Raw genomic sequence first — 23,864 nt, 5'->3', positions numbered from 1 at the left:
AAAAAAGCCCGGAAGATATCTGATGAACAGTATCTCCCAGGCTTTTATCCTTCCGTGGCATAGCTTTTATAGCTATGAGTTTTCTCTCGGACCAGGCCAGCAGGTGCTGCGGAACCCTAGAAAACCTTTTTATTAGATTTACTGGCATTATAACAAAATAAAAGTAGCTTTTCCATCATAATGAATGGGAATAGATATCAAGACACATGATTAGCAAGGACATATTCTTTTTCCCAAATCCTGCTGTCTGGTAATTCAGCTGTTAAAGAATGCAGTGAGCACACGGAAGCAATATGACTGATTGATGGCGGATAAGGACTTCTCCTAATATGGCCTTTAATATAGGTTAAAGCCATCTCATAGTCGAAATCCCGGCAATAATTAAAATAATAATGTACGATTTCGTTTTTGATCCGAAAAGGCGGATATATTCTTTCAATTAGAACAAAAAGCTTCAGCAACTCTGTTTTGTTCATTTAACCAATCCTTTATTATTATGTTAATTCAATTATTGCCTGTTTTACTAAAACAATACCCCTGTATCTTGGCAGGGGTTTCGCTTTACATTTCCAATTCAAGTGCTACCGGGCAATGATCGCTGCCCATAATATCGCAGTGGATCTGTGAATCTAGTATTCTTTCTTTTAGCTTTTCGGACACAATAAAATAATCAATCCGCCATCCGATATTTCGCTCTCTTACCTTGGCCATATACGACCACCATGTATATGCTCCTTCAGCTTCAGGATATTTATACCGGAATGCATCAATAAACCCGGATCCCAGCAATCTGGTCATTTTTTCACGTTCTTCATCAGTAAAACCTGAGTTGCCCCTGTTGGATTTTGCATTTTTTAAATCTATTTCAAAATGAGCTACGTTTAAGTCCCCGCACATGATCACAGGCTTAATCTGATCCAGGCCGAGTAAATACTCCCGAATCCGCTCTTCCCACTCAAGACGGTAAGGAAGGCGGGCCAGGTCACGCTGTGAATTCGGAGTATAGACATTAACAAGATAAAAGCCATCATACTCAAGCGTGAGAATCCTGCCTTCTGCTTCTGTTTCCTCATCGCCCAATCCATAGCGAACAGAGAGCGGCTCTTTTTTTGTAAATACAGCTGTACCGGAATATCCTTTTTTTATCGCATAATTCCAGTATTGGTGATAGCCTTCAAGTATGAGCTCGATCTGTCCTTCCTGCAGTTTGGATTCCTGAATGCAAAAGATATCTGCATCCACTTCTTTGAAGTAATCCATAAATCCTTTTTTCACACAAGCCCTAATGCCATTCACATTCCATGAAACGAGTTTCATTGCTATTATATCTCCTTATGTTAAAAATCTGTCTGATTACAACATTATCATGGATTTTCAATACTTGCACAGTTAAAGTACTGTAACGTGAACGGCAATCAGCAAAAATAAGGGCAAATGCAGCATACTTTCATAAGCGGTGCTCTATTGCCTGAATATCATGGTACCGGCATTCATTTGCACTAATTTGACCTTTTCACCCCGATTAATACTTTCATATAATGATGCGGTCAGCTCAAAGGATTTGCCATTATCCAGCCGAATCCAATATTCTTCATGCGTGCTGAAGTTGCTCAAGTAATTATCAACCGAAGTCTGCCGATATTTTTCCTCTATTTCCCCTTCGAATTCAGCAATTTTAGTTTCCGCAGCCACAAGTCCTGAAATGAAGCCATAATAGACCACCAGCATGACGGCTGCCACTTGAATATAGAGGCCTGATTCCATCCACTTTTTCAATTGTTCATCCCTCTGTTTCTATTGTATGTTAGTGAGCTACTCTCAATAGAGTGGGATAAACCTTAGTATTTCAAACGTCAATACAATAAAAAATGCCCAAATTAATGGGCATTTCTCATTATTTTATTTACTGCATCATATAACTTCTCGGCTGCTTTTTCAGGCGAATCCGCCTGGCTGATTGCAGAAATGACAGATACACCGTCTGCTCCTGCCTCAATAAGAGGAGATGCATTTTCAAAAGTAATTCCGCCTATTCCTACAATCGGAATTTTGATGTCAGCAGATCTTAATTCTGTCAAAAAGGAAAGTCCCTGAACGGCTTTGGCATCAGCCTTTGTGGATGTCGGATAAATAGGCCCAATGCCAAGGTAATCTGCGCCTTGACGGATCGCTGTTTCCGCTTCCTTCATGCTGTGCACTGAGACTCCCAGGATTTTGCTGCCAATTTTCCTGCGGACCGTATCGGCTGTTTCATCGTCCTGGCCTATATGGACGCCATCTGCATTTATTTTAAGTGCCAATTCGATATCATCATTGACAATAAAAGGAATACGGCTCTCTTTGCAGATTGCCTGAAGTTTTTTTGCGAGCGATTCCTTTTCTTTACCATGAAGGCATCCTGCTCCTTTTTCACGGAATTGAAATAATGTAACGCCTCCTTGGATGGCTGCTTGAAGGACTTTTTCAGGATTTTGATGGCAATTTGTGCTGCCCATTATGAAGTATACTTTTAATAAGTTTTTCATTGCCTGCGGATTAACAGCCATATACCTCAGTCTCCTTCTTCCTTCTATTGAACGCCCAGTGATTGGTAGGTCCATGACCGCTGCCAATTCCTAAGTCATTTTCAATTGCTGCCTGAATGAATTTTTTTGCCCGATCAACAGCCTCTGGCACGGTATGACCGTCAGCGAGGCCAGCGGTGATGGCAGCCGAAAACGTGCAGCCTGTTCCATGTGTGTTGGCTGTTTGTATTCTGCTGCTCCGAAATTCCGAAAAACTTTCTCCGTCAAAAAGAAGGTCTGCTGCAATGTCTTTTGCTTCTTCATGACCGCCTTTTATGATGACGTTTTTCGCTCCAAGCTGCTGCAGTTTTTTTGCTGCTTCTCTTTTGTCCTCTAATGAACGAATCCTTATGCCCGTTAAAACCTCTGCCTCTGGAATATTCGGGGTAATCACCATAGAGAGAGGTAAAAGGTGCTTTTTCATTGCTGCTATCGCTTCATTCTGAAGAAGACTTGCTCCTCCCTTTGCAATCATCACTGGATCTATGACGACATTTTTCCAGCCGTATTTCACAATTTCATTGGAAACACTCTCGATTATATCTGCACTAAAAAGCATTCCTGTCTTCACAGCGTCAGGTCTGAGGTCTTCACCTATCGACTGAATTTGAGCAGAAACTGCCTCTGCTGTCATTGGATAAACTCCCTGAACGCCCTTAGTGTTTTGTGCTGTTACCGCAGTCAAAGCAGACATGCCGAAAACACCGAGTTCCTGAAATGTTTTTATGTCTGCTTGAATGCCCGCGCCGCCGCCGCTATCCGAACCCGCTATGGTTAAAGCTTTGTTCACTTTCATTTATAATGCCTCCTATCCGATCATTTTTTCAAAAGAGCCATATGATTCAACATCTGCAGCAGAAAGGTTATATAAGCTATTCAAAAACTCTATTTGGAAAGTGCCTGGGCCTTTGCCACCCGTTTTTTCTGCTGCAATTTCTGCGGCAGAGCCATAAACGACCAATGAAGTTACTGCCGCTTTTACAGGATCCTTTTCAACAGCAGAGAAAGCGCCAATTATTGAAGTAAGAAGACATCCGGCACCCGTTACTTTCGTTAGAAGAGGATGGCCATTGTTAATGGCATAAATAGATCTTCCATCTGAAACGATATCCTGTTTACCTGTAATAACAGTGACTGCACCAAGTTCTTTTGCTGCCGACTCAGCAAGCTCTGAAGTGTTCCCTGCTGCTTCAACTGCATCTACGCCCTTAATACTCGAATTCTGTCCTGCCGCGTTGGCAATTTCTGCAGCATTCCCTCTTATGATGGCAATATCTAATTCTTCTAATATTCTTTTAGCTGTTTCTGTGCGATAGGCCGTGGCGCCGACACCAACCGGGTCAAAAATGACTGGCACCCCATGCTGATTTGCTGATTTACCCGCTATGAGCATACTTTTTACTTCTTTTTCAGTCAGTGTTCCCATATTGAGAACCAGTGCACCAGCTATTTTAGCCATGTCAGCTGCCTCTTCATGTGCATATGCCATCACTGGTGATGCCCCTATTGCCAGGAGGCCATTTGCAGTAAAGTTGGTTACCACCACATTAGTAATATTATGTACAAGAGGGTTTGACTCTCTTACTTTTTCCAATAGACTGCTAAACTCCTGAATCTTCATCTAAAATCCTCCTTTAATTCATAACTAGTCCGCCATCCACAACCAGATTTTGTCCTGTAACTGCCCTTGCCCATGGAGAAGCGAAGAAGACAATCGCATCAGCGACTTCTGCAGGATCTGTGACTTTCCGTAATGGAGTGGAGTTTTCAATAATTTTAAAGACTTCCTTGGATGTCGAAGCACTGGCGTCTGTCATTTTTAACAAACCGCCCGATACCATATTTGCAGTAATTCCATATTGGCCCAACTCATTCGCCATATTTCTGGTAAAGCCTAATAAAGCAGCTTTGCTGGTCGTATAGTCATGATAGGGTACCACTGGATGCTGGAATAGATTGGTGCCAACCGAAATGATTCTGCCAAACTCCTGTTTTTTCATATCTTCAAGACCTGCCTGAACTGTGTTCAATGCTCCCAGAATTGCACCTTCCAGCTGGTTTTTGTAATCGTCCCATTGAATTGTTCCTGCATCTTTTTTAGAAATAGGGTCAAATTGAAAGTTCACCAGTGCATTATTGACTATGGTTGTAATGGGACCTCCAAAGTGTTCCTTCGTCTCTTGAAACATGGATTTCACTTGTACCTTGTCCCGAATATCAGCACGAATGGCAATGGCTTTTTCGCCAATTTCCTTCTGCAGATCATGGGCTTTTTCCTCGCTATTGAAATAGTTAATGACAACTTTCGCCCCTTCCCTCGCGAATGCTTTTGCTGTTTCTTTGCCCAACCCTCTGCTGCTGCCTGTAATAATGACAATCTGCTCGTTAAGATTCATAGAAAATCCTCCTTATTGATAGCCAATTCATCTGTTTTTGAGAACAAAATAAAAACCAGATCCGCAATTGGACCTGGCTGAATAATCTAAGAGAATGAACACGTTCCCCGCAATTACTACTTTCCTACGCTGGTATGATCCAGATCAGGTCCGAAGGGTAAAAAACAGTCCGGTTTCTTTCTCAGCCCGCGCATCGGGCACCCCTAGCAGTAAAACTATTAAGTTGGCTGTTTTCATCTTAGCCTGAAACGTTGAATCTGTAAAGTCTTGCAATTCTGCCTGTTCCTCTTTAAGGTGTAATTAGAAATACATAACTTGGAGGAATCAAAGAATGGCTGAACACCAATTCCATTTAAAAGCATATTGGCCTGGACTTCGGAATGATGTTGGAGAAATTGAAATAGGCCAGCTGAAAACAAAGGTCTCCATTCCGCCAGAAATGGAAGGACCCGGAATCGGGACAAATCCGGATGAAATGCTGCTGGGAGCGGCTGCAACTTGTTATATTATTACCCTGGCCGCTATGATGGAACGAAGCAAACTCGAAAAAGAAAACCTTACGATGGAATCAATTGGAATTGTGGATGTAACCAAAGGAGTAATCACTTATAAGAAAATTATTCATCGACCTGTTATCTTGCTAAAGGCAGGAGCGACAGAAAGGGATCATTCACTGGCGCGAAAGCTGGCGCAAAAAGCTGAAGCATCCTGTATGATTTCCAGGGCGATTAAAGGAAATGTAGAAGTAGAATTGGAAGAAACTATCCTAAATGCCAAAGAAACTTCGAAATAAACCAAAAACCGGCATGACTGCCGGTTTTTATTCTTTAAAAAGCCCACTTTCGGATTGCCTGAGCAACACCAGCTTCATCATTAGTTCCCGTCACAGCATTGGCTGTTTCTTTCACAATATCCTGCGCATTTCCCATTGCTACTCCCCAGCCTGATTCCTCGATCATGGCAATATCATTCAAGCTGTCACCCATTGCCATTACATTTTCCATCGATATGCCAAGAAGCTCTGTTACCTTCTGTATCCCTCTGGCTTTATTGATGCCCAGAGCATTTACCTCAATATTAGTTAAGCTGGAATTTGTAATCTCCAGATCCCCTTTTGTTTGAAGCTCTTTTTGAATGAGTTCCCTGATTTCATCATCTGATATATCAAATCCGAATTTAAGCCATTCATGGTCATGAATATTTTCAGGCATTTCATTCGTCCAAACCTGTTCACAGCTGGTCGCCCAGAAATTGGTCTTATGGGACTGGGATAGGTTCCACATCCACTCCATTATTTTTGAATCAACAGGAGTCCTTGAGATTGATTCACCATCAGGGCCAAATATTTCACTGCCGTTGACTGTGATCAAGTAGGAGTTCAATTCCAAAGAATCGGCATGGTCGCCTGCCGTAAGCCTGGATCTCCCAGTGCTCAAAATAACTTCAATCCCTTTTTCCTTTGCCTCTCGTATGGCCTTACGGTTTTCTTCAGGAATTTCCCCTCTGGAATTCAACAAGGTTCCATCCATATCAAGAGCGATTAATTTGATCTGTGGAGCAATATTTGATTGTGACATAATAATCTCCCTTCTTTCTTGCACAATATAGCCATTATATAAATAAACAATCCTCCCATCAAAAACAAAGCACTTGGACAGAATCATTTTTTCAATATAGGGATTATTATTCCCAATCTAAATGTATAGGCTGGAATTACTCATAAGAACAAGTGATGTGATGATGAATGCCTCCCATATTATTTTTACTCCTTCTGTTCTTAACCTATTCATTGACGTGGTTTTAATTAATCAGGATTAAAGTGAATAAATAATCAGGAGGAGACTAAATGGTTTGCGCTTTTTTTGTATAATCTTAATAAATGCCAAAAAGTTGAAGCGATTTTCTTGCATCTGTCGTCTAACTGTCAGTCAAACAAAAGGCAGCCGGAATCGGCAGCTGCATTTAAGCAAGGAGGCAGTCATGTGAGCTCTGATGATTATGTAAAACGGTCAATTGCTGATCAAGTAGACCGTGCACTCGTTCTTGAAATAATCATGGATGAGTATGGAACCGTTTTGAAGCGATTGATATACAGCTATGTGAATGATTGGAATGCGGCCAGCGATTTAACACAGGATACCTTTATTACTGTGTATGAAAAGCTGGAAAGTTTCCAGCAAAGATCTTCCTTTAAAACGTGGATTTTCACAATTGCTATTAATAAAAGCAAGGACTATCTTAAAAGCTGGCATTACCGCAATATGGTCATGAATGAAAATTTTTTTTTCCTGAAAAAGGCTAGAGAAAAAGATCCGGAAGCATCATTTCTTGAACGGGATGAACATCAAGAATTGCTAAAAACAATAGAATCCCTCACAGTTAAATACCGGGAAGTATTTCTTCTCCATTATTACCAGGATCTCAGTCTGGCAGAAATAAGTGAGACCCTTAATATTCCTCTTTCCACTGTTAAAACAAGGCTGTACAGAGGACAGGAAAAAGTGAAGAAGTTACTATCTGCTTCAGGAAGAGGTGAACAGCATGGCTGATCTGAATCAGGATGTGAAGAAAGTATTGAATGCTGCATGGACGAAAGATTCTGTTTTCACTGAAGAGGAAAAACAGAGAGTCAGAAACCGGATCGGCACTTCTGCTGTTAAAGGCAGGAAAAAAGACTATGTTCCTAAACTTCTTTCTGCAGCTGCAGCTGTTGGGTTTATCGTATTGATTGGAGGCATTGCCGGAATTCAGACAGATGTCTTTAACAAGCAAAATGGACAGGAGGCCGCCATTGCAGATAAAGAATTTTATCCCGGCCTTGCAGATGGTGCTATGCTAAATAACTGGAAGCTGAATAATTTCGAGAAGGATTCATATGGCCACTTATCGGCTGCTTTTACAGGCAAAGCAAAGGTCACAGGAACTCTGGATTTCCGGGAAGAAACAGTATACTTTCTCCCTGATCATGATTCCTTAAAATTACTGCCGCTCATGGATGGGCAGAACATAAAAATAACTTTTAATGAGACAGATCAGGAGATGTTAAAAAAGGTGTTTGGTATAACTGAACCTATTAAAGAAGAGAGTGTTTCTTTAATTATTGGTGGATATCGCGCTGCGGAAGGCATTGTACATCAGGCTGAAATCCTGGAGGTGGTAATGCCAAAAGAACCTCAATTGGAAGCTGTTCCTTTCCAAATGGCTGTAAATAATACTAAGGAACTGGTCCTCCTTGAGCCGTTAAACCATGTGTATAAAGAATTTTCATTAAGAGGGACGGATGAGATCTTAAGAGGATTAAGCCCGGCAGATGTATTTCAGCTCTTCTTGTTTGCAGAGGAAACTGAGGATTACTATACTCAATATGCATTGTTTAACCATGATCCAGATATTGAAAAACCCTTCCCTGCCCTGAATGATTACCTAAAAGCTAAAAGTGAGTCACCATCTATCCCAGAAGAACAGACATTATTGCATCGAGTGAAGAACGCCGATTTAGAAGTAGTCATTATCGATGAATCTTCAGCTTATATTTCCATAACTGAAGAAGAAGGGTTTGGCTTCGGCCTCAGCAAAAATAATGACGGAATATGGAAAGTGAACTGGATGCCAATCCAATAAACCCGCTGAGCTTGTACCCCTGATGGTGCAGGCTCTTTTCGCTTACCTAAATAGGCCGCCAAAGAACACGATGATCGCTAAGACGGATGAAAGAAACAGGGTGAGGATAATGGAAAATAATACATGAAAGCCTGCCTGCCAGTTTTGGACTTTCTTTAAGACAAAAACACTTACGAGGAAGACAAGGACTGTCAGGAGCAGGAGGAGCGAAAATGGACGATGGCCGATTTTATTCAGATAAATATCATACAGAGGCGAAAAACCCAGCAGTAAAAATAAACCGAGACATATAAACGATAAGATGAAAACAAAATGGCTTAATTTTTCCGGCATGGTTAGTCCCCCTTCTATAAAATAATTTTCTCTATAATAAATTGTATGAAAACATTTGATTATATAAAACTTGTAATTCATTCATTGTTTTTATATGGTATAAATATCTTTAGGTATACTAAATAAAAAGAAGGTTGTTTTGTGAATAAGAATTTATTGATCACCTTTCTTACTGCTTTATTAGGTGCAGTATCATTTTCTTTATTGCATATTCCGGTTGCCTTTTCGCTTGGTGCATTGACTGCGGTTATGATTGGAAGCCGGCTCAGCAGGATTCCGTTTTATTGGCCAGCCGGATTTCGCGATTCCGGGATTATCATCGTCGGATACAGCATCGGCCTTTCTTTTACACAGGAAGCGGTCCTGCTTATCCTGCAGAAGCTCCCTTTTATTTTGCTCGTTACCGTTTGCATGGTTCTGTTTAGCGCCCTTTCTGCACTTCTCATTGCGAAATTAATGGGCATCGACTATCCCACAGTTTTGATCGGCAGTATTCCCGGAGGCCTGTCTCAAATGATTCTTCTGGCAGAGGAAGTCAAAGGAATCGATATTACAGTTGTTACCTTTATGCAGGTCGCACGGCTGACCATGATCATATTTATCATCCCTATACTAGTATTCGGACCTTGGCTGAATGTCTCCAGTGGTCCCGGTTTTGAAGCTGCAGAACCTTTATGGGGTGATTTATTCCCTGGCATTATACTCTTTGTCTTCGTTTCTTTTGCCGGCATTATCCTAAGCAAACGACTGAAGCTCCCTACTCCGTACCTTCTCGGTCCGATCATGGGAACAGCAGTCCTTGTTATTTCCGGTATAAACGGACCTGAACTCCCGCCAGCTGTTTTGGATTTATCCCAGCTATTAATAGGGGCTCACATCGGCTTAATGATGAAACCTGAAAAGCTGGCCAATAAATTTAAAACCATTTCATTGGCTGCCTTAAGCGGCCTGCTTCTCATTACGGGTTCGGTGCTGCTTAGTTTTATGATTATGCACTTTTTTCACCTTTCCCCTGCTACCAGCTTTTTAAGCCTTGCCCCCGGAGGCATGGACCAAATGGCCATAATCGCCCATGAAACAGGAGCAGACTTAGCCATAGTAACAGGCTATCAGCTATTTCGGCTGTTTTTTATCTTCTTTGTAGTACCTCCATTTTTAAAATGGATCTTTGTAAAGTTTAAGAAATTGGCACCCTCAAGCTAACAAGAAGGGACTGCAGGCTGCAGTCCCTTCTTTTGCTATTATTCTAGTTAATGACTATGGCCTGTGAACCCATCAGCTCCCAGGCTTCGATAAATTGCTGTTTGGGCACCTTTTTATTTTTTGTGCCATACGGGTCGTTAATATAGATATATTCCTCGTCATATCCGGTAATTGCAACACTATGCATCTGGAATGTCACATCAACTGGCCCGCCCGGTGTATCCCAGGTTTCGAAGGATGCTGCGGGAGTTAGGCTTGCAGTTGTTATAATCCAGACCGGCGAACCTTCTGCAATTTTTTCAAGCAGCAAATTAAAGGGCTTGCCAGTCAGATTCTCAGCACGTTCAGGAAAATACTTTTTAGCCAGTTCGAAAATCGGCCCCTGGTAAACGCCTAATCCTGGTCCATCCTCCATGTTGCCGACAAAGCCTTCATTTGGATTCCCGTATTCACCTCCGCTGTATCTAAGCGGCACCCGGTTAATTTCCTGTGCTAATTTATTTTTAGAAACTTGAATGCCTTCATAACTTATAATCATTGCTAAACTAGTAATCTCACATCCATTATACAGACGGGGATTATCCATTTGATTGTACAATGGGACATCCAGGAGAACGGATTTCTTCTGAATTTCCTGCTTCACAATCGGTACATGGTATGCCTCCGCATGCGGAACTGCACTATAGTGAATTTTATTTTGTTTTGAAGGTTCACTGCTCCCCATCTTTATACTTCCAAAGGTCAGCGTCAAACCAACCCCGGCAGCAACAGACACAGCGATAATTCTATTACCCAATTTACCTACTCCCTTTAAATACTTGCAGTTTTTCTATATTCTAGTTTGTCAACATAAATTTCATTGTGACATACCAGTCCGTATATGACAAATAACTTGCTGACTGTCAAATTCTTCATGTTTTTTTGTCAAAATGGATCCTTTTTGCTTTTTTCTGATGAATATCGTCTTCTTTTGAAAGCTTTTGTCAAGCGGCAGGAAAACACGGGATATCATGCTGAATAGTTAGTAAGAAGTTGTTTCGGAACTGGCATCCGAATGTTTCAGAATCTATTCTTTATGAAAGGGCTGAGTAAAATGGAAACGCAATATATGAAAGCTTATACAATTAAAGAGGTTTCGAAAATGCTGAATGTGCCTCCTGGAACACTAAGGCAATGGGAAAAGGATTTAAACGGACTTCTGCTTATTCCCCGTTCAAAACAGGGAGCCCGATTTTATACAGACCATGAAATCGCATTGCTTGAAAAGGTAAAGCAGATGCGGGATAAAAATCTAAGCAAGGATATGATCCGCGAATTAATGCAAAAACATATGGACTTTGCTTCTGGAACCGGCTCAGAAGCAAATGAAACATCCTTGGCGGCAGTGAATCAGGAAACAGCATTACATACAGAGCATCAGGCTGTCATGGACACCGAAATGTTCATGGCATTGATGGATAGTTTCAGGGACAGTTTAATTGCAGATGTCAGAAATGAAATTCGCAGCGGCGTTCGAAAGGAAGTTTTAGACGAAGTGAAGAAAGAAATTAGCAAAGGATCATTGCATACTGTTAAAAGCCTGTCGGATTCCATCTATAAATCTGGAGAAAAAACAAAAGCGGAAATTGAATCACTTGGCTCAAGGATTGAGCAGTCTTCTGAAAATACTTCCGAAGCGTTCGGAACCCTTTCGAAAAGGGTGGCGAAAAGTACGAAGCGTACTTCTGATCAAATTCATCATTTGACAAACAAGCTGGCAGAATCTTCTGAAGCGTCTTCTGAAGAGTTCAAAACCATGATTCATTACATCTCATCTTCCGCTGAGGTGACCAGCACCGAAATCAGCTCGCTGATTGAAACGTTAAACACAGACAGAGAAATCTATATCGATACCATTAATAAAGAACGGGAACAATACTGGCATGAGGTAAAGCAGCGGGAAGAGGTTTTTCAGGATATGATCGTCTCCTTCCGAAGCGCGGCTGCTGCACAGGAACCCGAGAAAAAATGGTGGGAGTTCTGGAAATAGATTATGTAATTATTTTTTAGGTTGTGCCTGTTAATTTATGTACATTCATTAAAAGAACCAGGAGAATAGGTTCTTCTCCTGGTTTTAATTTTCCTCTCCATCTGAGTCCTATTAGGTTTAGGTTTAATAGAGTCCCATTTACTGAGTGCTTTAAGATTCACTCTGCTATAGAACCGGGGTTAATATTTTTTCCGTAAAAAATTTCGTCCATCTCCGTAGTAAGCCGCTCCGTGATCTCTTCAGCTTCCTCGGGATCAAGTTTTTCCTTCGTGTATCCAAATAAATAATTATCTAAGTCAAAATCCCTTATTTTACATTTGGTGTGAAAGGTGTGAGCCTGATAAATATTCACATCGATCATATCAAAATCTTCTTTTACCTCTTCAGGAATATAATTTTGGATAGAACTGATGTCATGGTCGATATAGAGTTTTCTTCCGTCAGTATCCCGTGTAAATCCCCTGACTCTGTAGTCGATTGTCATGATGTCCGTATCAAAGGAATGAATGAGGTAATTAAGGGCTTTTAGCGGGGAGATTTCTCCGCATGTGGATACATCAATATCAGCCCTGAACGTGCTGATTCCTTCGTCCGGATGATATTCAGGATAGGTATGGACGGTAATATGGCTTTTATCCAGCTGCATGACTACATTATCTGGCAGCGGGCCAGGAGATTCATTATATGATTCATCCGGGACTTCCACTACCGGTCCTTCAGATACCAGGACGGTCACACTTGCACCTTGTGGCACATAATCCTGCTGTGCCACATTTAAGACATGGGCACCAATAATGTCGGATACATTCTTTAATATTTTTGTAAGCCGCTCCGCACTGTATTGCTCATCAATATAATCTATATAGGCTTCACGCTCTTCCCTAGTCTTTGTATAACAGACATCATACATATTAAAGCTGAGTGATTTCGTCAAATTATTAAAACCATGAAGTTCAATTCTTTGTTCCGGTGTTAATTTCAATATGCTTCCCCCTTTGCAGCAGCTATGCATCTGTTCATTTTTATAATTATGTTACCCAAACTATCCTTTTAAAAACGGAAAATATCTAATCGCACAGTCAAAAGTGTTAGAGAATATGGCAAACTGGGTAGAAAAATAAGGAAGGCATCAATGTTTTGCATTTCCGCATTTTTAAATCTTATAATGAATGGGCATACCTTTGATATGGGTTGAAAGGTATATGGGAGGAGATTTATTGAGGAAGTTTTTATTTATTTTTATCCTGTTATTTATCGGTTTCGCCTTTTCACAGCCTGATGGGAAATTGGCAGATGAATCTAATTCAGGAACGGTAATCGATAATATAAAATCTGATTTTCAGCTTTTTAAAGACAATGAAGAAGTGCTGGCTATTATAAATGGTGTGATGGAAGAGGCTCAAAACTGGGCGGATGAATTCCTTCTTACAGTCAGGCAATATACCGGCGATAAAAATCAAACACCAGAGGATGAAGCCGAAAAGCCGGTTTTAGAAGCCCCTGAAGAGCAAACCTTTTCTATTCATAATATAGAAATTGGCGATGACAGGTCTGAAATCGAGAGCAGGCTCGGCTCCTCGAAACGTTCCTCCGCAAATGAATTTGGAACCGACTGGCATGCTTATCATGATCAATATCAAAATTTTGTAATGGTCGCTTATGACAACCAGGAGAAAGCTGCTGGCATCTATACAAATCAGGATTTGATTTCTTCATCAGAAGAGATTGCCTATGGAACGCCAAAGTCTTCAGTTTTGCAGCAGCTTGGAGAACCGCTGGACAAGATGAGAAAGGGCTTTGTAATCTATCAGCTCGAAGAGAATCGGGATTATGACCTATACGAATTGGATGGAAATTATGTAACCTTATTCTATGATAAGCATCGTGACAATACGGTAACTTCAATACAAATAATCAGTAAATCACTTGAAGAGCAAAAAGATTCCTTTTATGCCAATGCCAGCAGCTCTCTAAAGGAAGGATTTGAATGGCAGCTTTTCGATATAACAAATGCCGAGAGAGTAAATCACGGAGTTCCTGTTCTGGAGTGGGATGATACTGTTAAGGAAACAGCGCGAAAGCACAGCAGCGACATGGCGGAAAACAATTATTTTGATCATACCAACCTGCAGGGCCTATCCCCTTTTGACAGAATGCAGGCGGATGAAGTTTCATTTATGGTCGCCGGGGAAAACCTGGCTTCCGGTCAATTCAGCAGTATCTTTGCTCATGAAGGGTTAATGAACTCACTTGGCCACCGCAAAAATATTCTGCGTGCCGATTATACATTTTTAGGTGTTGGAGTTGCTTTTAATTCAAAGTCACAGCCTTATTATACGGAAAACTTTTATGCCAAATAAAAGCTCCCGCTTCTGCAGGAGCTTTTTTTCGCACCTGTTATAATTATTCCCTTTAATTATTATGTTCCTCAGCCAATCGGCAAAACCCCGCATTTAACCTTTCCCCCCTGCAGTGCATACCATATATCAGCCTATATAAATTAGCGAGACGAGGGTGATACAGATGGCAGTTGTGAAGGCACGTGAACAAGATATAGATTTGCTTGCCCGCCTCCTTCGGGCTGAGGCAGAAGGGGAAGGCCAGCAGGGCATGCTAATGGTGGGGAATGTGGGAATTAACAGAGTCAGGGGCAATTGTTCAGATTTTATTGGAATTCGGACCATACCGGAAATGATTTATCAGCCGCATGCTTTTGAAGCTGTCCAGAAAGGCTATTTTTATCAGAGGCCAAGAGAAGTGGAAAGAAGACTCGCACGGAGGGCTGTAAGAGGGGAACGGATTTGGCCAGCCAAATTTGCTCTATGGTATTTCAGGCCTCCTGGGGATTGTCCAGCTACATGGTATAATCAGCCTTTAGTAGGAAGATTCAAGCTTCATTGCTTTTATGAGCCAACAGCGGAAGAATGCGAGAACATTTACAATACTTTTTAAGAAAAGCGGAAGCGCCTTGCCCACGAAGGAACGCAGACTAAGAATGCCATGTCCTGTGGCAACGGCTGCATGACCCCCATCCTGGGGGCATCACCTCGAGGGGGCAGGCTGCTTGAGTTATCGGCGTACAAAATTTTATTCGTACCTTTAAAAAAATCCCTGCCACTTGAATTTGGCAGGGATTTTTCATAAAGATTATATTTCGAGATCGATCAGAATGCCCTTTTTCACGTAGTCAATTATTTTCACGGCTTCATCAAACGCTCTTTTTCTCCCATAATGATTCTGCATCCATTGCTCCTTCCCGGTTGCACCGTCATCAGAACATACAAGAGAATAGTGAATCCACTTCGGCATATACGTCAATAATGTCATGTGCAGCCTTCGCATGTGAAAAGGAGCCGTCACAATGATGATATTGGAGATATTCTCCAGCCCGCACATCCGATCCATAACCAGCATCGAGGCAAGCACGTTTTCTTTCGTATGAAGAGAGATATTCTCAAGGAAAAGGTCTTTTGGAGGAATTCCGTACCCTATTGCTTTTTTCATTAGCATTTCTGCTTCAGCCAATTCATGGCCAGGCCACTTTACACCGCCGGAGAAAAGCAGTTTATTAGCCCTGCCTTTTTGATAAAGTCTGATGGCTTCAGGAAGACGATATTCTGCTGCCTTGCTGCTTCCTGGCACAAAGATCAAATCCCCTTTTTGAAGATTATCCTCAATGCCATTGTACAGAAGTTTGAATATATCATCTTCACTTAAATGACTGGGGCTGAATTCTGAGATTTTCACAAATCTCCCCCCTTTCGCCCTAGCTAATATTTGCCTTTATTATACTATTCATCACGGACAAGAGCTCTTCCTATACATGCCTAGAAAAAAATAAAAAGCAGCGGAATCCGCTGCTTTTGGTTTAGAATGTTTTCGCTTTGTCTTTTGCACGTGCAATAGCATCTGCTTTGATTTCTTCTGCTTTATCAGGCATTGCGTTGTGCCCTTCCACAAAAAGACCATCGAATGAAGGAACACCGAAGAATTGCATTAATACTGTCAAATAGCGGTGACCCATTTCCATCTCTGCTGCAGGTCCTTCGGAATAGATGCCTCCGCGAGCCTGGATGTGAATTGCTTTTTTATCAGTCATTAATCCAATTGGACCTTCTGCCGTATACTTAAAAGTTTTGCCGGCTACTGCCACAGAATCAAGATACGCTTTCATTACTGGAGGGAACGAGAAGTTCCAAAGCGGTGTAACGAATACATATTTATCGGCTGCAACGAATTGTTCGCTTAATTCGGATAAGCGGCCTACTTTCGCCTTTTCATCTTCGGATAGTTCCTCAAAACCTTTTCCGGACTGAAGTTTACCCCATCCGCTGAATACATCCACATCAATTTGCGGGATATTTTCCTTGTATAAATCAATATGAACTACTTCATCATTTGGATTGGCTTCCTTGTAGGAATCAATAAAAGCCTTTCCTGCTGCCATACTATATGACACCTTATCGTCATGCGGGTGTGCTGTAATATACAAAACTTGAGCCATAATTCAATCACCTTTCCATTTTGAGTTGACATTTTTAGTTTGAATCAGAAATAAAGTATGTATTCATCTGCAGTATGAACATTTTTATTCTTAATCCGAGATAATCATATTCAAAATAAAAAAGAAATTCAAATTATCTGCTCATGCCTTTTTTTATTACCCAAATTAATTTATGAATAACCTGCTTCTGAACAGAATATATCTCATCTTATCATAATTTAACTTTTATTGTAACCGCTGATTACCACTGCTGTCACTTGCTTTATGCAGGGAGGAACAGTGCCTCCTCAGCTTCGCCTGCGGGGGTTTCCCGCTCCCTCCCCTCCCGCAGGATAGTGAATAATCTTCCTTGAATCGACACCGCGCGAAGAAAATGTGATTGTATTTTTGAGGATCAAATTCCCTCCGTTTCAATCAACTCAGCAAGTTTTAGTTAGTATGCAGATAAAAACAATAGCTTTAAGAAACAAAAATAAAAAAAGACCCAATACGGGTCTTCTATTCTTGTTCTTCAGTTGAGTATGGATTCGTTCCGATATTTTTTCTCATTTCGTCTGTCAGTTCAAAAGGAATGCTTGAACTTGCTCTGTCATCTTTTTCATAGTTCATTTGAACACTTCCATCATAATGGAATGGTTTATTTTCCATGCGAAGGTCACTCCTAATAGTTTGTTTTAATTTATTATATACTGAAAAGGACCTATTTTGTCAGAAAAATAAAAAAATTATATTTTTATTTTCCTGCTCCTATTTTCCCGTTGAACATCCATATTTATTCTGATTTCTAAAAAAAAACATTATTTCCAGAAGGAAATAATGCTCAAATTTTTCATCAGGGCGTCTTTTTCTTAATTTCCACAAGTTTAAGCCTGTTATCTTCAATTGATTTTATTTCAAAATGCAGGTGATGATAATCCAGTGTTTCCCCTTCTGCAGGAAAATGGCCTATTTCTCTCAATAAGAATCCGGCAAGGATATCCTCATCTTCAGGTATTTTTGTTTTAAAAGCTTCATTAATTCTGCGGATTGAGAGTTTGGCGTGTACAATAATATGGTTTTCTGTTAATTCATCAATAAGGATTTCGCTGCCTTCATCCGTTTCATCCTCAATTTCCTGCCCCAGCATGGCTTCAAGTATATCTTCATGTGTGATGATTCCTTTTGTTCCGCCATATTCATCAAGAACAATGGCAAGGTGCTTCCTTTCCTTCATCATCATTTTAAAGACTTTGTCTATGCTGTGAAATTCATATACAAACAAAGGCTCCAGGTCAGTAAAATCTTTTAAGGTTTTCTCAGGCCGACTGGACCAGGCGAGCAGTACTTTTGAATGAAACACTCCGACAATATTATCCATATTGTCTTTATATACCGGATACCTTGTAAAACGGTTATTCATTACAATATCCTTTGCCTCTTCTATTGTCGCGTCATAAGGAATCCCTTCAATTTCCATTCTAGGGGTTTTCAGTGCGTCACTGACATCTAAGTTATAAAAATCAATGATCCCTTTAATTCGTTGTGTTTCTTCTTCATGGAAGGTCCCTTCGCTTGTAGCAATATCAACCATGGTAATGAGCTCTTCTTTGGATACAGATACAGAATCTGCTTCATTTTTAGAAAGGAATTTAATGAGCCCTCTCGTGAATTTAGAAATTAAAAAAGTGACCGGCTTTAAGATAATCATGAGAACTCGAATTACCGGAAACACAAGATAGGCAATTTTGTCGGCAAAGCTTGCAGCAACTGATTTTGGCAGAACTTCTGCAAATAAGATAAGTGCTACTGTCAAAATACCTGTTGCCACACCCACGTTAAAGCCATAATCAAGCGCAATGATGGTAACCAGTGTCGGCAGCATGATATTTGCAATATTATTGCCGATTAAAATAGAAGTAATCATCTCATCAGGTTTCGAAACAACCTCTAATATTCTTTGCGATTTCTTATCATTGTTATCAGCTCTGGATTTTAATTTCATTTTGTTAACGGCAGTCAATGCCGTTTCACTTCCCGATAGGAAAAAGGACATAAACATAAAAAACAAAATAGCAATAAACAAATTTGGTTTCCTCCATTTTTATATATACATTTGTAATTGTTTTTTACCCAAACTGCACACGCAAAAACTGTGCCCTGCAAATTTGAATAATTATCCATTCATTATAAAGTAAATGAAAGCTTATCGAAAATAATAAGCATTTTCAAAGAGCTGAACCTTTTTCAATAAAATTACTCTCTTTGCCCATAATAAACTTTAAGCCAATTACTAGAAGGAAGAAGGATAAGATATGCGCAAGCTTTTTTTGCTTTTTTGGTGCTTCCTGCTTATTATCCCGTCAGAGGCATGGGGAGATACGGGAGAAAATAATATGCAGGCAGCTTTTATAAGAAGTGGCTATTTGTGGTTGAAAACAGGAAATGTCGAAGAACAGATTACAGCTGAACCTGCAAAATTCAATAATACGCCAACATGGTCCTATGACGGCCAATGGCTTTTATATGAAAAGGAAACGACTGAAATACATTCTTCTAATATGGAAAACAGCACAGAGATATGGGTATACAATGTACAGGCAAAGATGCATAAAAAGATCTTTCAAGGTGGCGGGAATGCCAAATGGGCACCTTCCGATAATAAGATTGCTTTTACCAGCAACAGTGTTTTAAACATCTCAGATTTGAAGGAATTCCATAATGTTGCTTTAGGAGTAGATGATTTTAATTGGTATCCTGCCGGAACAGCCTTTATTGTCTCTTCAAGCGCTGTCTTAAGGCCTGATGGCTGGACAAGTCCCATCCTATATAAGGTTCAGCTGCCGAATGATCTTGAAAAGCTTAATTTGACCGAATATGTTGAACCTTTCTTCACGATTCCTAAGGAAATAGGCAATGGCAAAGCTTCCATTAAGTCCATTAATGCAACGACATTTGAATTCTCACCAGATGGAAAATGGATCTCATTCATTGTTAATCCAACTGCATCATGGTCCATGGACAGTGATATGGTCTGTGTCATCTCTGCAGATGGAAAAAATTTTGAAGTTCTTGATGAGATGATCCTTCATTTGGATGTCCCTAAATGGGCACCCGGCAGAAATTTATTGGGATATATCGCTGGCGGGGGCAGGATTGTGTTGGGCTTTAAAAACAAAAAATTGAAGGTGACTGAATTGCCTGCTTATAAAACCATGAACCTTACACCTGCAAAATTTGCGGAAATGGGCTTTACCTGGGTGGATAATGAGAGACTGGTCGCATCACGGGTGGATGAAAGTGAATGGTCAAATGATCCGCAAAGGCGGCCCGAACCAACACTTTGTTTGATTCAGCTAAACAAGATCCAGCAAACGAGGATCACCTATCCCAAAAAATCAATTGGAGATTATGATCCTCTCTATATAAAGAATGCCCATAAATTAACTTGGATCAGAAAAAAGCTTGCCCAGCAAAAAGGGGATATATGGATTGCCGATCTCAATGGTAAAAATGCGAAGGTGTGGGCAAAGGATGTTGAACAATATTCATTTTATGTAAAATAAAAAGCTGACCAAAAAGCGGTTCCTAATTTGAATCGCCTTTTGGCCTTATCCCGTTTGCTGTTCATTTTTGTGAATTGAAAGGAATACTTCCTCCAATGAAATGCATCTGTATTCCTTATATACCTGATTAAGTGTTCCAAAAAACTTTATTTTCCCATTAAATAAAATGATTAACTTGTCTGCGATCTCAATGGCGTCTCTCATAATATGACTGCTTACAATGATCGTTTTATTCTCCTCTTTCAGTTCCTTTATTATTTTCTTTAGCTGAATTACCCAATAGGGGTCCAATCCGTCTGTTGGTTCATCGAGGATATAGATGTCCGTGTCTGCAAGCATACACTGAGCAAGATTAAGCCGCTGGGACATCCCTTTTGAGAATCCTCCAGCTTTTTGGTTCCGCTCGCTCCACAAGCCTGTTTTTTCTAATACCCATTTCACCGATTCCTTGTTTTTATTTAGAAATTGCCTGTAATAATCAAGGATTTCATAAGGTGTAAGTTCTGATGGGAAAATCATTTGGTCGGGCATGTAAGCAAATGGCTTTTGCTGTTTCGAATGGAATGCCACACTTCCTGTTGTGGGACTTTCAACGCCAGTAAGCATTTTAATCATCGTACTTTTTCCGGCTCCGTTCCCTCCGCACAAGACAATACAATCCCCCTTTTCAATGTGGAGATTCAACCGTTCCAATGCTGTCTTTTTTTTATATACTTTGGATAAATCCTTCAATTCCAAAATCATCTTACACACCTCTCTTAGATAAAACCCGGGCTGATGTAATGAATGTTATAAGAATAATGAGGATAATGGATAGTGTCAGGGCAAGTGTGAGAGAACCATTTGCCCCCCACTTCTCGATCATTAAGTATTCCGGACCAAATACATATTCGGAATTCAGTTTTGATATCGACCAGACGCGAACGGATTCCACAGGATTTAGAAGGATTAAAAAGAATAGACTGATTTGCTTCAATGAATAAGGAATCCACCCGGTGACTGAAAAGATGATAAATTCATATACAAACACAATAATGATCCAGAAAATCATTGCTGCTGACAGTCCTTGCATCCTTGATTTGGAAAAAGCTCCAATCAGTAAAGATGCTGCTGAGAATACAAGGATTAGAAGCATATTAATCAGTAAAAACACTTGAAAAATATGTGCTGCAATGGAACTGCCCGCCAAAGAGAAATAGAAGCCGAAGAGACCATATGATAGCCCTATGACAAAGAATAATGAGATAACCAAAGACAGGAATTTGCTGATCAGGTAATATCCTGAAGAAGCATGATAGGTTCTGTATAATGATAATCTTCCATTTTCTTTATCGGCAATTATGGAACTGCTGCCAAGGATCATACATATGATGGGCAGCATCCATAGAGAAAGATTCATCAGCATGGCAATCGAACGATTGTAGGCAGACTGGCTAAAACCGGCTGTTTCCCCCTCTTCCGGCTTTATTTCTTTGAGTCCGTAATATTCCGGGTTAACACCCATGGTTTCGATATTGGCATTCACACCTTCCAGTCCATAGGAAATTTCAGCGGGGTCTGATTTGACAGATTGAAGACCATATAAGTAAAGAAGTCCTGCCAGAAAGAAAAAAAGAACCATAAAATTTAAAAGCCACCTGCTTCTTAACAGCAGCCTAAGCTCATATTTAGTCATAGAATACAATAGTTTGGGATTCATATCGTTTCCTCCTCATGCTGAGGGAAATTTAAGCTTTAATGGCTGTGTTTCATTCCTTCTCCTTTAAAGCTCTTAATATCTGCTTTTAAAAGATCTTCTTTCAACAACACTATACCTCCGTGTTTTTTCTGATATTCTTCGGCTTTTTCCAATGATTCAAAAGCTGCAATTCCATAGCTCATGGGACTTTCAATATGACCGTTCTGTATAAAAGAGCTTGATTCAAACGATATCCATTCCCTGCTGAGGTAATCATGTACAAAGGCAGCATCATATTCAGGATTCTCAGTCTGTATATATTGAATCATGCAGCCAATATCATCGAACAGAACAGGCTTCCCGCTTTTCAAAATGAGCTGTGCCGCCGATTCCAGCTCTATGATACCCATATTGCAATTATCGCAGCTATCACGATTCTGTTTAATCACTGCCGGTTCCGAAGCTGATGATGAGCAGCCACTTAAAAATATCACCAGAACAGCCATTAGAAGAATATATCTATATTTCATTGTGCTTCCTCCCAAACTTAAATATAAGCACACTTGCCGAAGTGATCAGGAAAAAAAATAAGATTAAAGGATATTCGCCGCTATGACTGATATGATTTTTTTCTGAAATGAATGTTTTCTGTTTCACAGGCGCAGGTTCAGCAAGCGGCGACTCATCTATGATAAATGCTTCTGATGGAATCGGGGTGTATTGTTCTATCATATTCCATAGCTCTACGGCTGGACTTTGATAAAAGATCTGCAATAAGGGCTCATCATCTGCCATCTGATAAAAAACATCTCCGCTTTTATAGGCAAAGTCCACTTTATGGTCATGATCCAAATTTAATAAATGATGATCATCAAAATAGTTTCCATAATTGTCTTTACTGAATAGATTCCTGTTATCTTTTTCCGAGATAACCTGTCTTGTATTCCCTGAAAAATTATTTAAATAAATGGTGTTATCATTTGAATTCTTCCCAATTTCAATGCCGGTATCATTCTGCAGAATATTGTTAAATTCCAGTCTGTTCCTTTTTGCATTTTCAAGAATAATCCCTCTGAAATTGCCTATTACTATGTTTGAAGATATTTTGGAATCGAATGTGTCATAAATAAAGATTCCTGCTCCGTCAATCGCTGTATTTTTAAAGAAGTAGTTTTCAAGTATAAAAATTTCATAGCTTTGCATGATCATAAGGCCGTTAATGCTTTCGGTTACCTGATTGTCAGCTATTAATACATTGCGCGAATCCATCGTATGCACGCCATACCGTGCTTTAAACATGAGGTTCCCCGTGACTTCACAAAAATCTGAATAGGACACATAAACACCATCCTGTGTGTGATAGAAGTAATTCTCCTTCACTGCAGTATTGGGTGCTTCAATTAAATAAATGCCAAAGCCTTTGTGCCGATTTATGCCATGGAAACTGGTAATGAGGTTATTTTCAAACCTGTGTCCATAGGAATTCCTTGCATAGATGCCGTGAAATACATTTCTAAGGGCAATATGATGTAGAAAAGCGCGGTCTCCTTTCACATATATTCCGGCATTCTGTGAACCGCTTCCCTCCACCTCCAGATTTTCCACAATCACATCATCTGCAGCAATCGTCAGCACATGGCCTTTTTCTGTTCCCATTATTCTTGTTCCTTTATCTCCTATAATGTGAACCTTTCTATCTATAAGGAAGTTCCCTTCATATATTCCGGATTGTAATTTTATGACTGATACCTCGGGGTCAGACAAGGCCTCTCTCAGCTCTTTTGATGAGACTGCTGTCATTTCCTGAGCGGAAGCTTTTCCGGCCAGGACCAAACTGAAAAATACTAGGAACCATCCGATTTTTTTATACACTCAGCGCTCACCTGCCCGGAAGTATGCATTCTGGCAACCTATCAATTCTAAATAGGCCTCCGGAAAAAGAATTTCCATTTTCAATTCTTATCTTGTATAATTTATTTTAAGTTGAATTTTTA

The 23,864-nt window shown here is 40.2% G+C and carries 27 protein-coding genes and 2 riboswitches; of the genes, 8 read left to right on the top strand and 19 right to left on the bottom strand.

Annotated features, from left to right (window positions below):
- Positions 1-31: 31 nt before the first annotated feature.
- Positions 32-131, bottom strand: a riboswitch (guanidine-I (ykkC/yxkD leader).
- A 66-nt stretch (positions 132-197) separates the two neighbouring features.
- The 7 genes from DFO72_RS05705 to DFO72_RS05675 form a co-directional block, all read right to left on the bottom strand.
- A complete protein-coding gene (locus DFO72_RS05705; protein WP_113880995.1) occupies positions 198-476 on the bottom strand; it encodes a hypothetical protein in 279 nt (92 codons plus the stop codon).
- An 85-nt stretch (positions 477-561) separates the two neighbouring features.
- Positions 562-1,317: an exodeoxyribonuclease III gene (gene xth / locus DFO72_RS05700; RefSeq protein WP_113880996.1), complete on the bottom strand. Its 756-nt coding sequence runs from the start codon at positions 1,315-1,317 to the stop codon at positions 562-564.
- A gap of 144 nt (positions 1,318-1,461) precedes the next feature.
- The gene (locus DFO72_RS05695) at positions 1,462-1,776 is read right to left on the bottom strand and encodes a hypothetical protein (RefSeq protein WP_113880997.1); all 315 of its coding nucleotides are present in this window, start codon (positions 1,774-1,776) and stop codon (positions 1,462-1,464) included.
- Positions 1,777-1,877: 101 nt separating this feature from the next.
- The gene (gene thiE / locus DFO72_RS05690) at positions 1,878-2,546 is read right to left on the bottom strand and encodes a thiamine phosphate synthase (protein WP_113880998.1); all 669 of its coding nucleotides are present in this window, start codon (positions 2,544-2,546) and stop codon (positions 1,878-1,880) included.
- A complete protein-coding gene (thiD, locus tag DFO72_RS05685; RefSeq protein WP_113880999.1) occupies positions 2,536-3,360 on the bottom strand; it encodes a bifunctional hydroxymethylpyrimidine kinase/phosphomethylpyrimidine kinase in 825 nt (274 codons plus the stop codon). Before thiD ends, thiE begins: the two co-directional genes overlap by 11 nt.
- A gap of 12 nt (positions 3,361-3,372) precedes the next feature.
- Positions 3,373-4,185 carry a hydroxyethylthiazole kinase gene (gene thiM, locus DFO72_RS05680; protein WP_113881000.1) on the bottom strand — a complete coding sequence of 271 codons (813 nt, stop codon included), beginning with the start codon at positions 4,183-4,185 and terminating at the stop codon, positions 3,373-3,375.
- A gap of 13 nt (positions 4,186-4,198) precedes the next feature.
- Positions 4,199-4,960 (bottom strand): 3-oxoacyl-ACP reductase, encoded by a 762-nt coding sequence (locus DFO72_RS05675; protein WP_113881001.1) that lies wholly within the window; start codon positions 4,958-4,960, stop codon positions 4,199-4,201.
- A gap of 104 nt (positions 4,961-5,064) precedes the next feature.
- A riboswitch (TPP riboswitch) is annotated at positions 5,065-5,175 on the bottom strand.
- Positions 5,176-5,291: 116 nt separating this feature from the next.
- On the opposite strand from DFO72_RS05675, the gene DFO72_RS05670 reads away from it, so the two are divergent.
- The gene (locus DFO72_RS05670) at positions 5,292-5,753 is read left to right on the top strand and encodes an OsmC family protein (RefSeq protein ID WP_113881002.1); all 462 of its coding nucleotides are present in this window, start codon (positions 5,292-5,294) and stop codon (positions 5,751-5,753) included.
- 34 nt (positions 5,754-5,787) lie between these two features.
- Here DFO72_RS05670 and DFO72_RS05665 read toward each other — a convergent pair whose 3' ends face one another.
- Entirely contained in the window at positions 5,788-6,537 is a 750-nt protein-coding gene (locus tag DFO72_RS05665) for a Cof-type HAD-IIB family hydrolase (protein WP_113881003.1), read from the bottom strand.
- Positions 6,538-6,942: 405 nt separating this feature from the next.
- Here DFO72_RS05665 and DFO72_RS05660 point away from each other — a divergent pair, with 405 nt between their 5' ends.
- Complete coding sequence (locus tag DFO72_RS05660) at positions 6,943-7,509, top strand: sigma-70 family RNA polymerase sigma factor (protein ID WP_113881228.1); 567 nt, start codon at positions 6,943-6,945, stop codon at positions 7,507-7,509.
- A complete protein-coding gene (locus DFO72_RS05655; RefSeq protein WP_113881004.1) occupies positions 7,502-8,581 on the top strand; it encodes a hypothetical protein in 1,080 nt (359 codons plus the stop codon). The genes DFO72_RS05660 and DFO72_RS05655 overlap by 8 nt, the downstream gene beginning before the upstream one ends.
- A 42-nt stretch (positions 8,582-8,623) precedes the next feature.
- Here DFO72_RS05655 and DFO72_RS05650 read toward each other — a convergent pair whose 3' ends face one another.
- On the bottom strand, positions 8,624-8,914 hold the full coding sequence (locus DFO72_RS05650; protein WP_113881005.1) for a hypothetical protein: 291 nt from the start codon (positions 8,912-8,914) through the stop codon (positions 8,624-8,626).
- A 141-nt stretch (positions 8,915-9,055) separates the two neighbouring features.
- Between DFO72_RS05650 and DFO72_RS05645 the strand changes: the two genes are divergently transcribed.
- The gene (locus tag DFO72_RS05645) at positions 9,056-10,117 is read left to right on the top strand and encodes an AbrB family transcriptional regulator (protein WP_113881006.1); all 1,062 of its coding nucleotides are present in this window, start codon (positions 9,056-9,058) and stop codon (positions 10,115-10,117) included.
- Between the two features lie 43 nt (positions 10,118-10,160).
- On the opposite strand, the gene DFO72_RS05640 is transcribed toward DFO72_RS05645, so the two are convergent.
- Positions 10,161-10,913 carry a C39 family peptidase gene (locus tag DFO72_RS05640; protein ID WP_113881007.1) on the bottom strand — a complete coding sequence of 251 codons (753 nt, stop codon included), beginning with the start codon at positions 10,911-10,913 and terminating at the stop codon, positions 10,161-10,163.
- A 297-nt stretch (positions 10,914-11,210) separates the two neighbouring features.
- Between DFO72_RS05640 and DFO72_RS05635 the strand changes: the two genes are divergently transcribed.
- Positions 11,211-12,146 carry a MerR family transcriptional regulator gene (locus DFO72_RS05635; RefSeq protein WP_166672425.1) on the top strand — a complete coding sequence of 312 codons (936 nt, stop codon included), beginning with the start codon at positions 11,211-11,213 and terminating at the stop codon, positions 12,144-12,146.
- 157 nt (positions 12,147-12,303) lie between these two features.
- On the opposite strand, the gene speD is transcribed toward DFO72_RS05635, so the two are convergent.
- The gene (gene speD / locus DFO72_RS05630; RefSeq protein WP_113881008.1) at positions 12,304-13,128 is read right to left on the bottom strand and encodes an adenosylmethionine decarboxylase; all 825 of its coding nucleotides are present in this window, start codon (positions 13,126-13,128) and stop codon (positions 12,304-12,306) included.
- 235 nt (positions 13,129-13,363) lie between these two features.
- On the opposite strand from speD, the gene DFO72_RS05625 reads away from it, so the two are divergent.
- Together DFO72_RS05625 and DFO72_RS05620 are read left to right on the top strand one after the other, a co-directional pair.
- Complete coding sequence (locus DFO72_RS05625) at positions 13,364-14,506, top strand: CAP domain-containing protein (protein WP_279587080.1); 1,143 nt, start codon at positions 13,364-13,366, stop codon at positions 14,504-14,506.
- A gap of 163 nt (positions 14,507-14,669) precedes the next feature.
- Positions 14,670-15,098, top strand: coding sequence for a cell wall hydrolase (locus DFO72_RS05620; RefSeq protein WP_019379782.1), 429 nt, complete (start codon positions 14,670-14,672; stop codon positions 15,096-15,098).
- Between the two features lie 195 nt (positions 15,099-15,293).
- Here DFO72_RS05620 and DFO72_RS05615 read toward each other — a convergent pair whose 3' ends face one another.
- The 4 genes from DFO72_RS05615 to DFO72_RS05605 all read right to left on the bottom strand — a co-directional run bounded on the left by DFO72_RS05615 (position 15,294) and on the right by DFO72_RS05605 (position 18,712).
- A complete protein-coding gene (locus DFO72_RS05615; RefSeq protein ID WP_113881010.1) occupies positions 15,294-15,893 on the bottom strand; it encodes a YdcF family protein in 600 nt (199 codons plus the stop codon).
- 121 nt (positions 15,894-16,014) lie between these two features.
- The gene (locus DFO72_RS05610) at positions 16,015-16,650 is read right to left on the bottom strand and encodes an FMN-dependent NADH-azoreductase (protein ID WP_113881011.1); all 636 of its coding nucleotides are present in this window, start codon (positions 16,648-16,650) and stop codon (positions 16,015-16,017) included.
- Positions 16,651-17,148: 498 nt separating this feature from the next.
- Positions 17,149-17,298: a hypothetical protein gene (locus DFO72_RS29305; protein ID WP_166672424.1), complete on the bottom strand. Its 150-nt coding sequence runs from the start codon at positions 17,296-17,298 to the stop codon at positions 17,149-17,151.
- Positions 17,299-17,482: 184 nt separating this feature from the next.
- The gene (locus DFO72_RS05605; protein WP_113881012.1) at positions 17,483-18,712 is read right to left on the bottom strand and encodes a CNNM domain-containing protein; all 1,230 of its coding nucleotides are present in this window, start codon (positions 18,710-18,712) and stop codon (positions 17,483-17,485) included.
- 229 nt (positions 18,713-18,941) lie between these two features.
- On the opposite strand from DFO72_RS05605, the gene DFO72_RS05600 reads away from it, so the two are divergent.
- Positions 18,942-20,192, top strand: coding sequence for a PD40 domain-containing protein (locus DFO72_RS05600; protein ID WP_113881013.1), 1,251 nt, complete (start codon positions 18,942-18,944; stop codon positions 20,190-20,192).
- Between the two features lie 45 nt (positions 20,193-20,237).
- Here the strand turns inward: DFO72_RS05600 and DFO72_RS05595 are convergent, their stop codons facing one another.
- The 4 genes from DFO72_RS05595 to DFO72_RS05580 are packed head-to-tail and all read right to left on the bottom strand — an operon-like array spanning position 20,238 to position 23,742.
- On the bottom strand, positions 20,238-20,936 hold the full coding sequence (locus DFO72_RS05595) for an ABC transporter ATP-binding protein (RefSeq protein ID WP_113881014.1): 699 nt from the start codon (positions 20,934-20,936) through the stop codon (positions 20,238-20,240).
- A 1-nt stretch (position 20,937) separates the two neighbouring features.
- Positions 20,938-21,891, bottom strand: coding sequence for an ABC transporter permease (locus tag DFO72_RS05590; RefSeq protein ID WP_113881015.1), 954 nt, complete (start codon positions 21,889-21,891; stop codon positions 20,938-20,940).
- Positions 21,892-21,926: 35 nt separating this feature from the next.
- Positions 21,927-22,400, bottom strand: a complete 474-nt coding sequence (locus tag DFO72_RS05585; RefSeq protein WP_113881016.1) for a nitrous oxide reductase accessory protein NosL — start codon at positions 22,398-22,400, stop codon at positions 21,927-21,929.
- Entirely contained in the window at positions 22,390-23,742 is a 1,353-nt protein-coding gene (locus DFO72_RS05580; RefSeq protein ID WP_243856072.1) for a right-handed parallel beta-helix repeat-containing protein, read from the bottom strand. The genes DFO72_RS05585 and DFO72_RS05580 overlap by 11 nt, the downstream gene beginning before the upstream one ends.
- Positions 23,743-23,864: the final 122 nt, after the last annotated feature.

The sequence above is a fragment of the Cytobacillus oceanisediminis genome, from assembly GCF_004366035.1.
In the GTDB taxonomy this organism is placed as follows: Bacteria; Bacillota; Bacilli; order Bacillales; family Cytobacillaceae; genus Cytobacillus; species Cytobacillus oceanisediminis_C.
This window is presented reverse-complemented; position numbering and strand designations above follow the sequence as displayed.

Bases quoted from the DNA above. Each gene is read 5' to 3' on its own strand.
- DFO72_RS05705 (WP_113880995.1), bottom strand. From the start codon at position 476: ATGAACAAAACAGAGTTGCTGAAGCTTTTTGTTCTAATTGAAAGAATA.
- xth (WP_113880996.1), bottom strand. From the start codon at position 1,317: ATGAAACTCGTTTCATGGAATGTGAATGGCATTAGGGCTTGTGTGAAA.
- thiE (WP_113880998.1), bottom strand. From the start codon at position 2,546: ATGGCTGTTAATCCGCAGGCAATGAAAAACTTATTAAAAGTATACTTC.
- thiD (WP_113880999.1), bottom strand. From the start codon at position 3,360: ATGAAAGTGAACAAAGCTTTAACCATAGCGGGTTCGGATAGCGGCGGC.
- thiM (WP_113881000.1), bottom strand. From the start codon at position 4,185: ATGAAGATTCAGGAGTTTAGCAGTCTATTGGAAAAAGTAAGAGAGTCA.
- DFO72_RS05675 (WP_113881001.1), bottom strand. From the start codon at position 4,960: ATGAATCTTAACGAGCAGATTGTCATTATTACAGGCAGCAGCAGAGGG.
- DFO72_RS05670 (WP_113881002.1), top strand. From the start codon at position 5,292: ATGGCTGAACACCAATTCCATTTAAAAGCATATTGGCCTGGACTTCGG.
- DFO72_RS05665 (WP_113881003.1), bottom strand. From the start codon at position 6,537: ATGTCACAATCAAATATTGCTCCACAGATCAAATTAATCGCTCTTGAT.
- DFO72_RS05655 (WP_113881004.1), top strand. From the start codon at position 7,502: ATGGCTGATCTGAATCAGGATGTGAAGAAAGTATTGAATGCTGCATGG.
- DFO72_RS05650 (WP_113881005.1), bottom strand. From the start codon at position 8,914: ATGCCGGAAAAATTAAGCCATTTTGTTTTCATCTTATCGTTTATATGT.
- DFO72_RS05635 (WP_166672425.1), top strand. From the start codon at position 11,211: ATGGAAACGCAATATATGAAAGCTTATACAATTAAAGAGGTTTCGAAA.
- DFO72_RS05620 (WP_019379782.1), top strand. From the start codon at position 14,670: ATGGCAGTTGTGAAGGCACGTGAACAAGATATAGATTTGCTTGCCCGC.
- DFO72_RS05610 (WP_113881011.1), bottom strand. From the start codon at position 16,650: ATGGCTCAAGTTTTGTATATTACAGCACACCCGCATGACGATAAGGTG.
- DFO72_RS29305 (WP_166672424.1), bottom strand. From the start codon at position 17,298: ATGGAAAATAAACCATTCCATTATGATGGAAGTGTTCAAATGAACTAT.
- DFO72_RS05600 (WP_113881013.1), top strand. From the start codon at position 18,942: ATGCGCAAGCTTTTTTTGCTTTTTTGGTGCTTCCTGCTTATTATCCCG.
- DFO72_RS05595 (WP_113881014.1), bottom strand. From the start codon at position 20,936: ATGATTTTGGAATTGAAGGATTTATCCAAAGTATATAAAAAAAAGACA.
- DFO72_RS05590 (WP_113881015.1), bottom strand. From the start codon at position 21,891: ATGAATCCCAAACTATTGTATTCTATGACTAAATATGAGCTTAGGCTG.
- DFO72_RS05585 (WP_113881016.1), bottom strand. From the start codon at position 22,400: ATGAAATATAGATATATTCTTCTAATGGCTGTTCTGGTGATATTTTTA.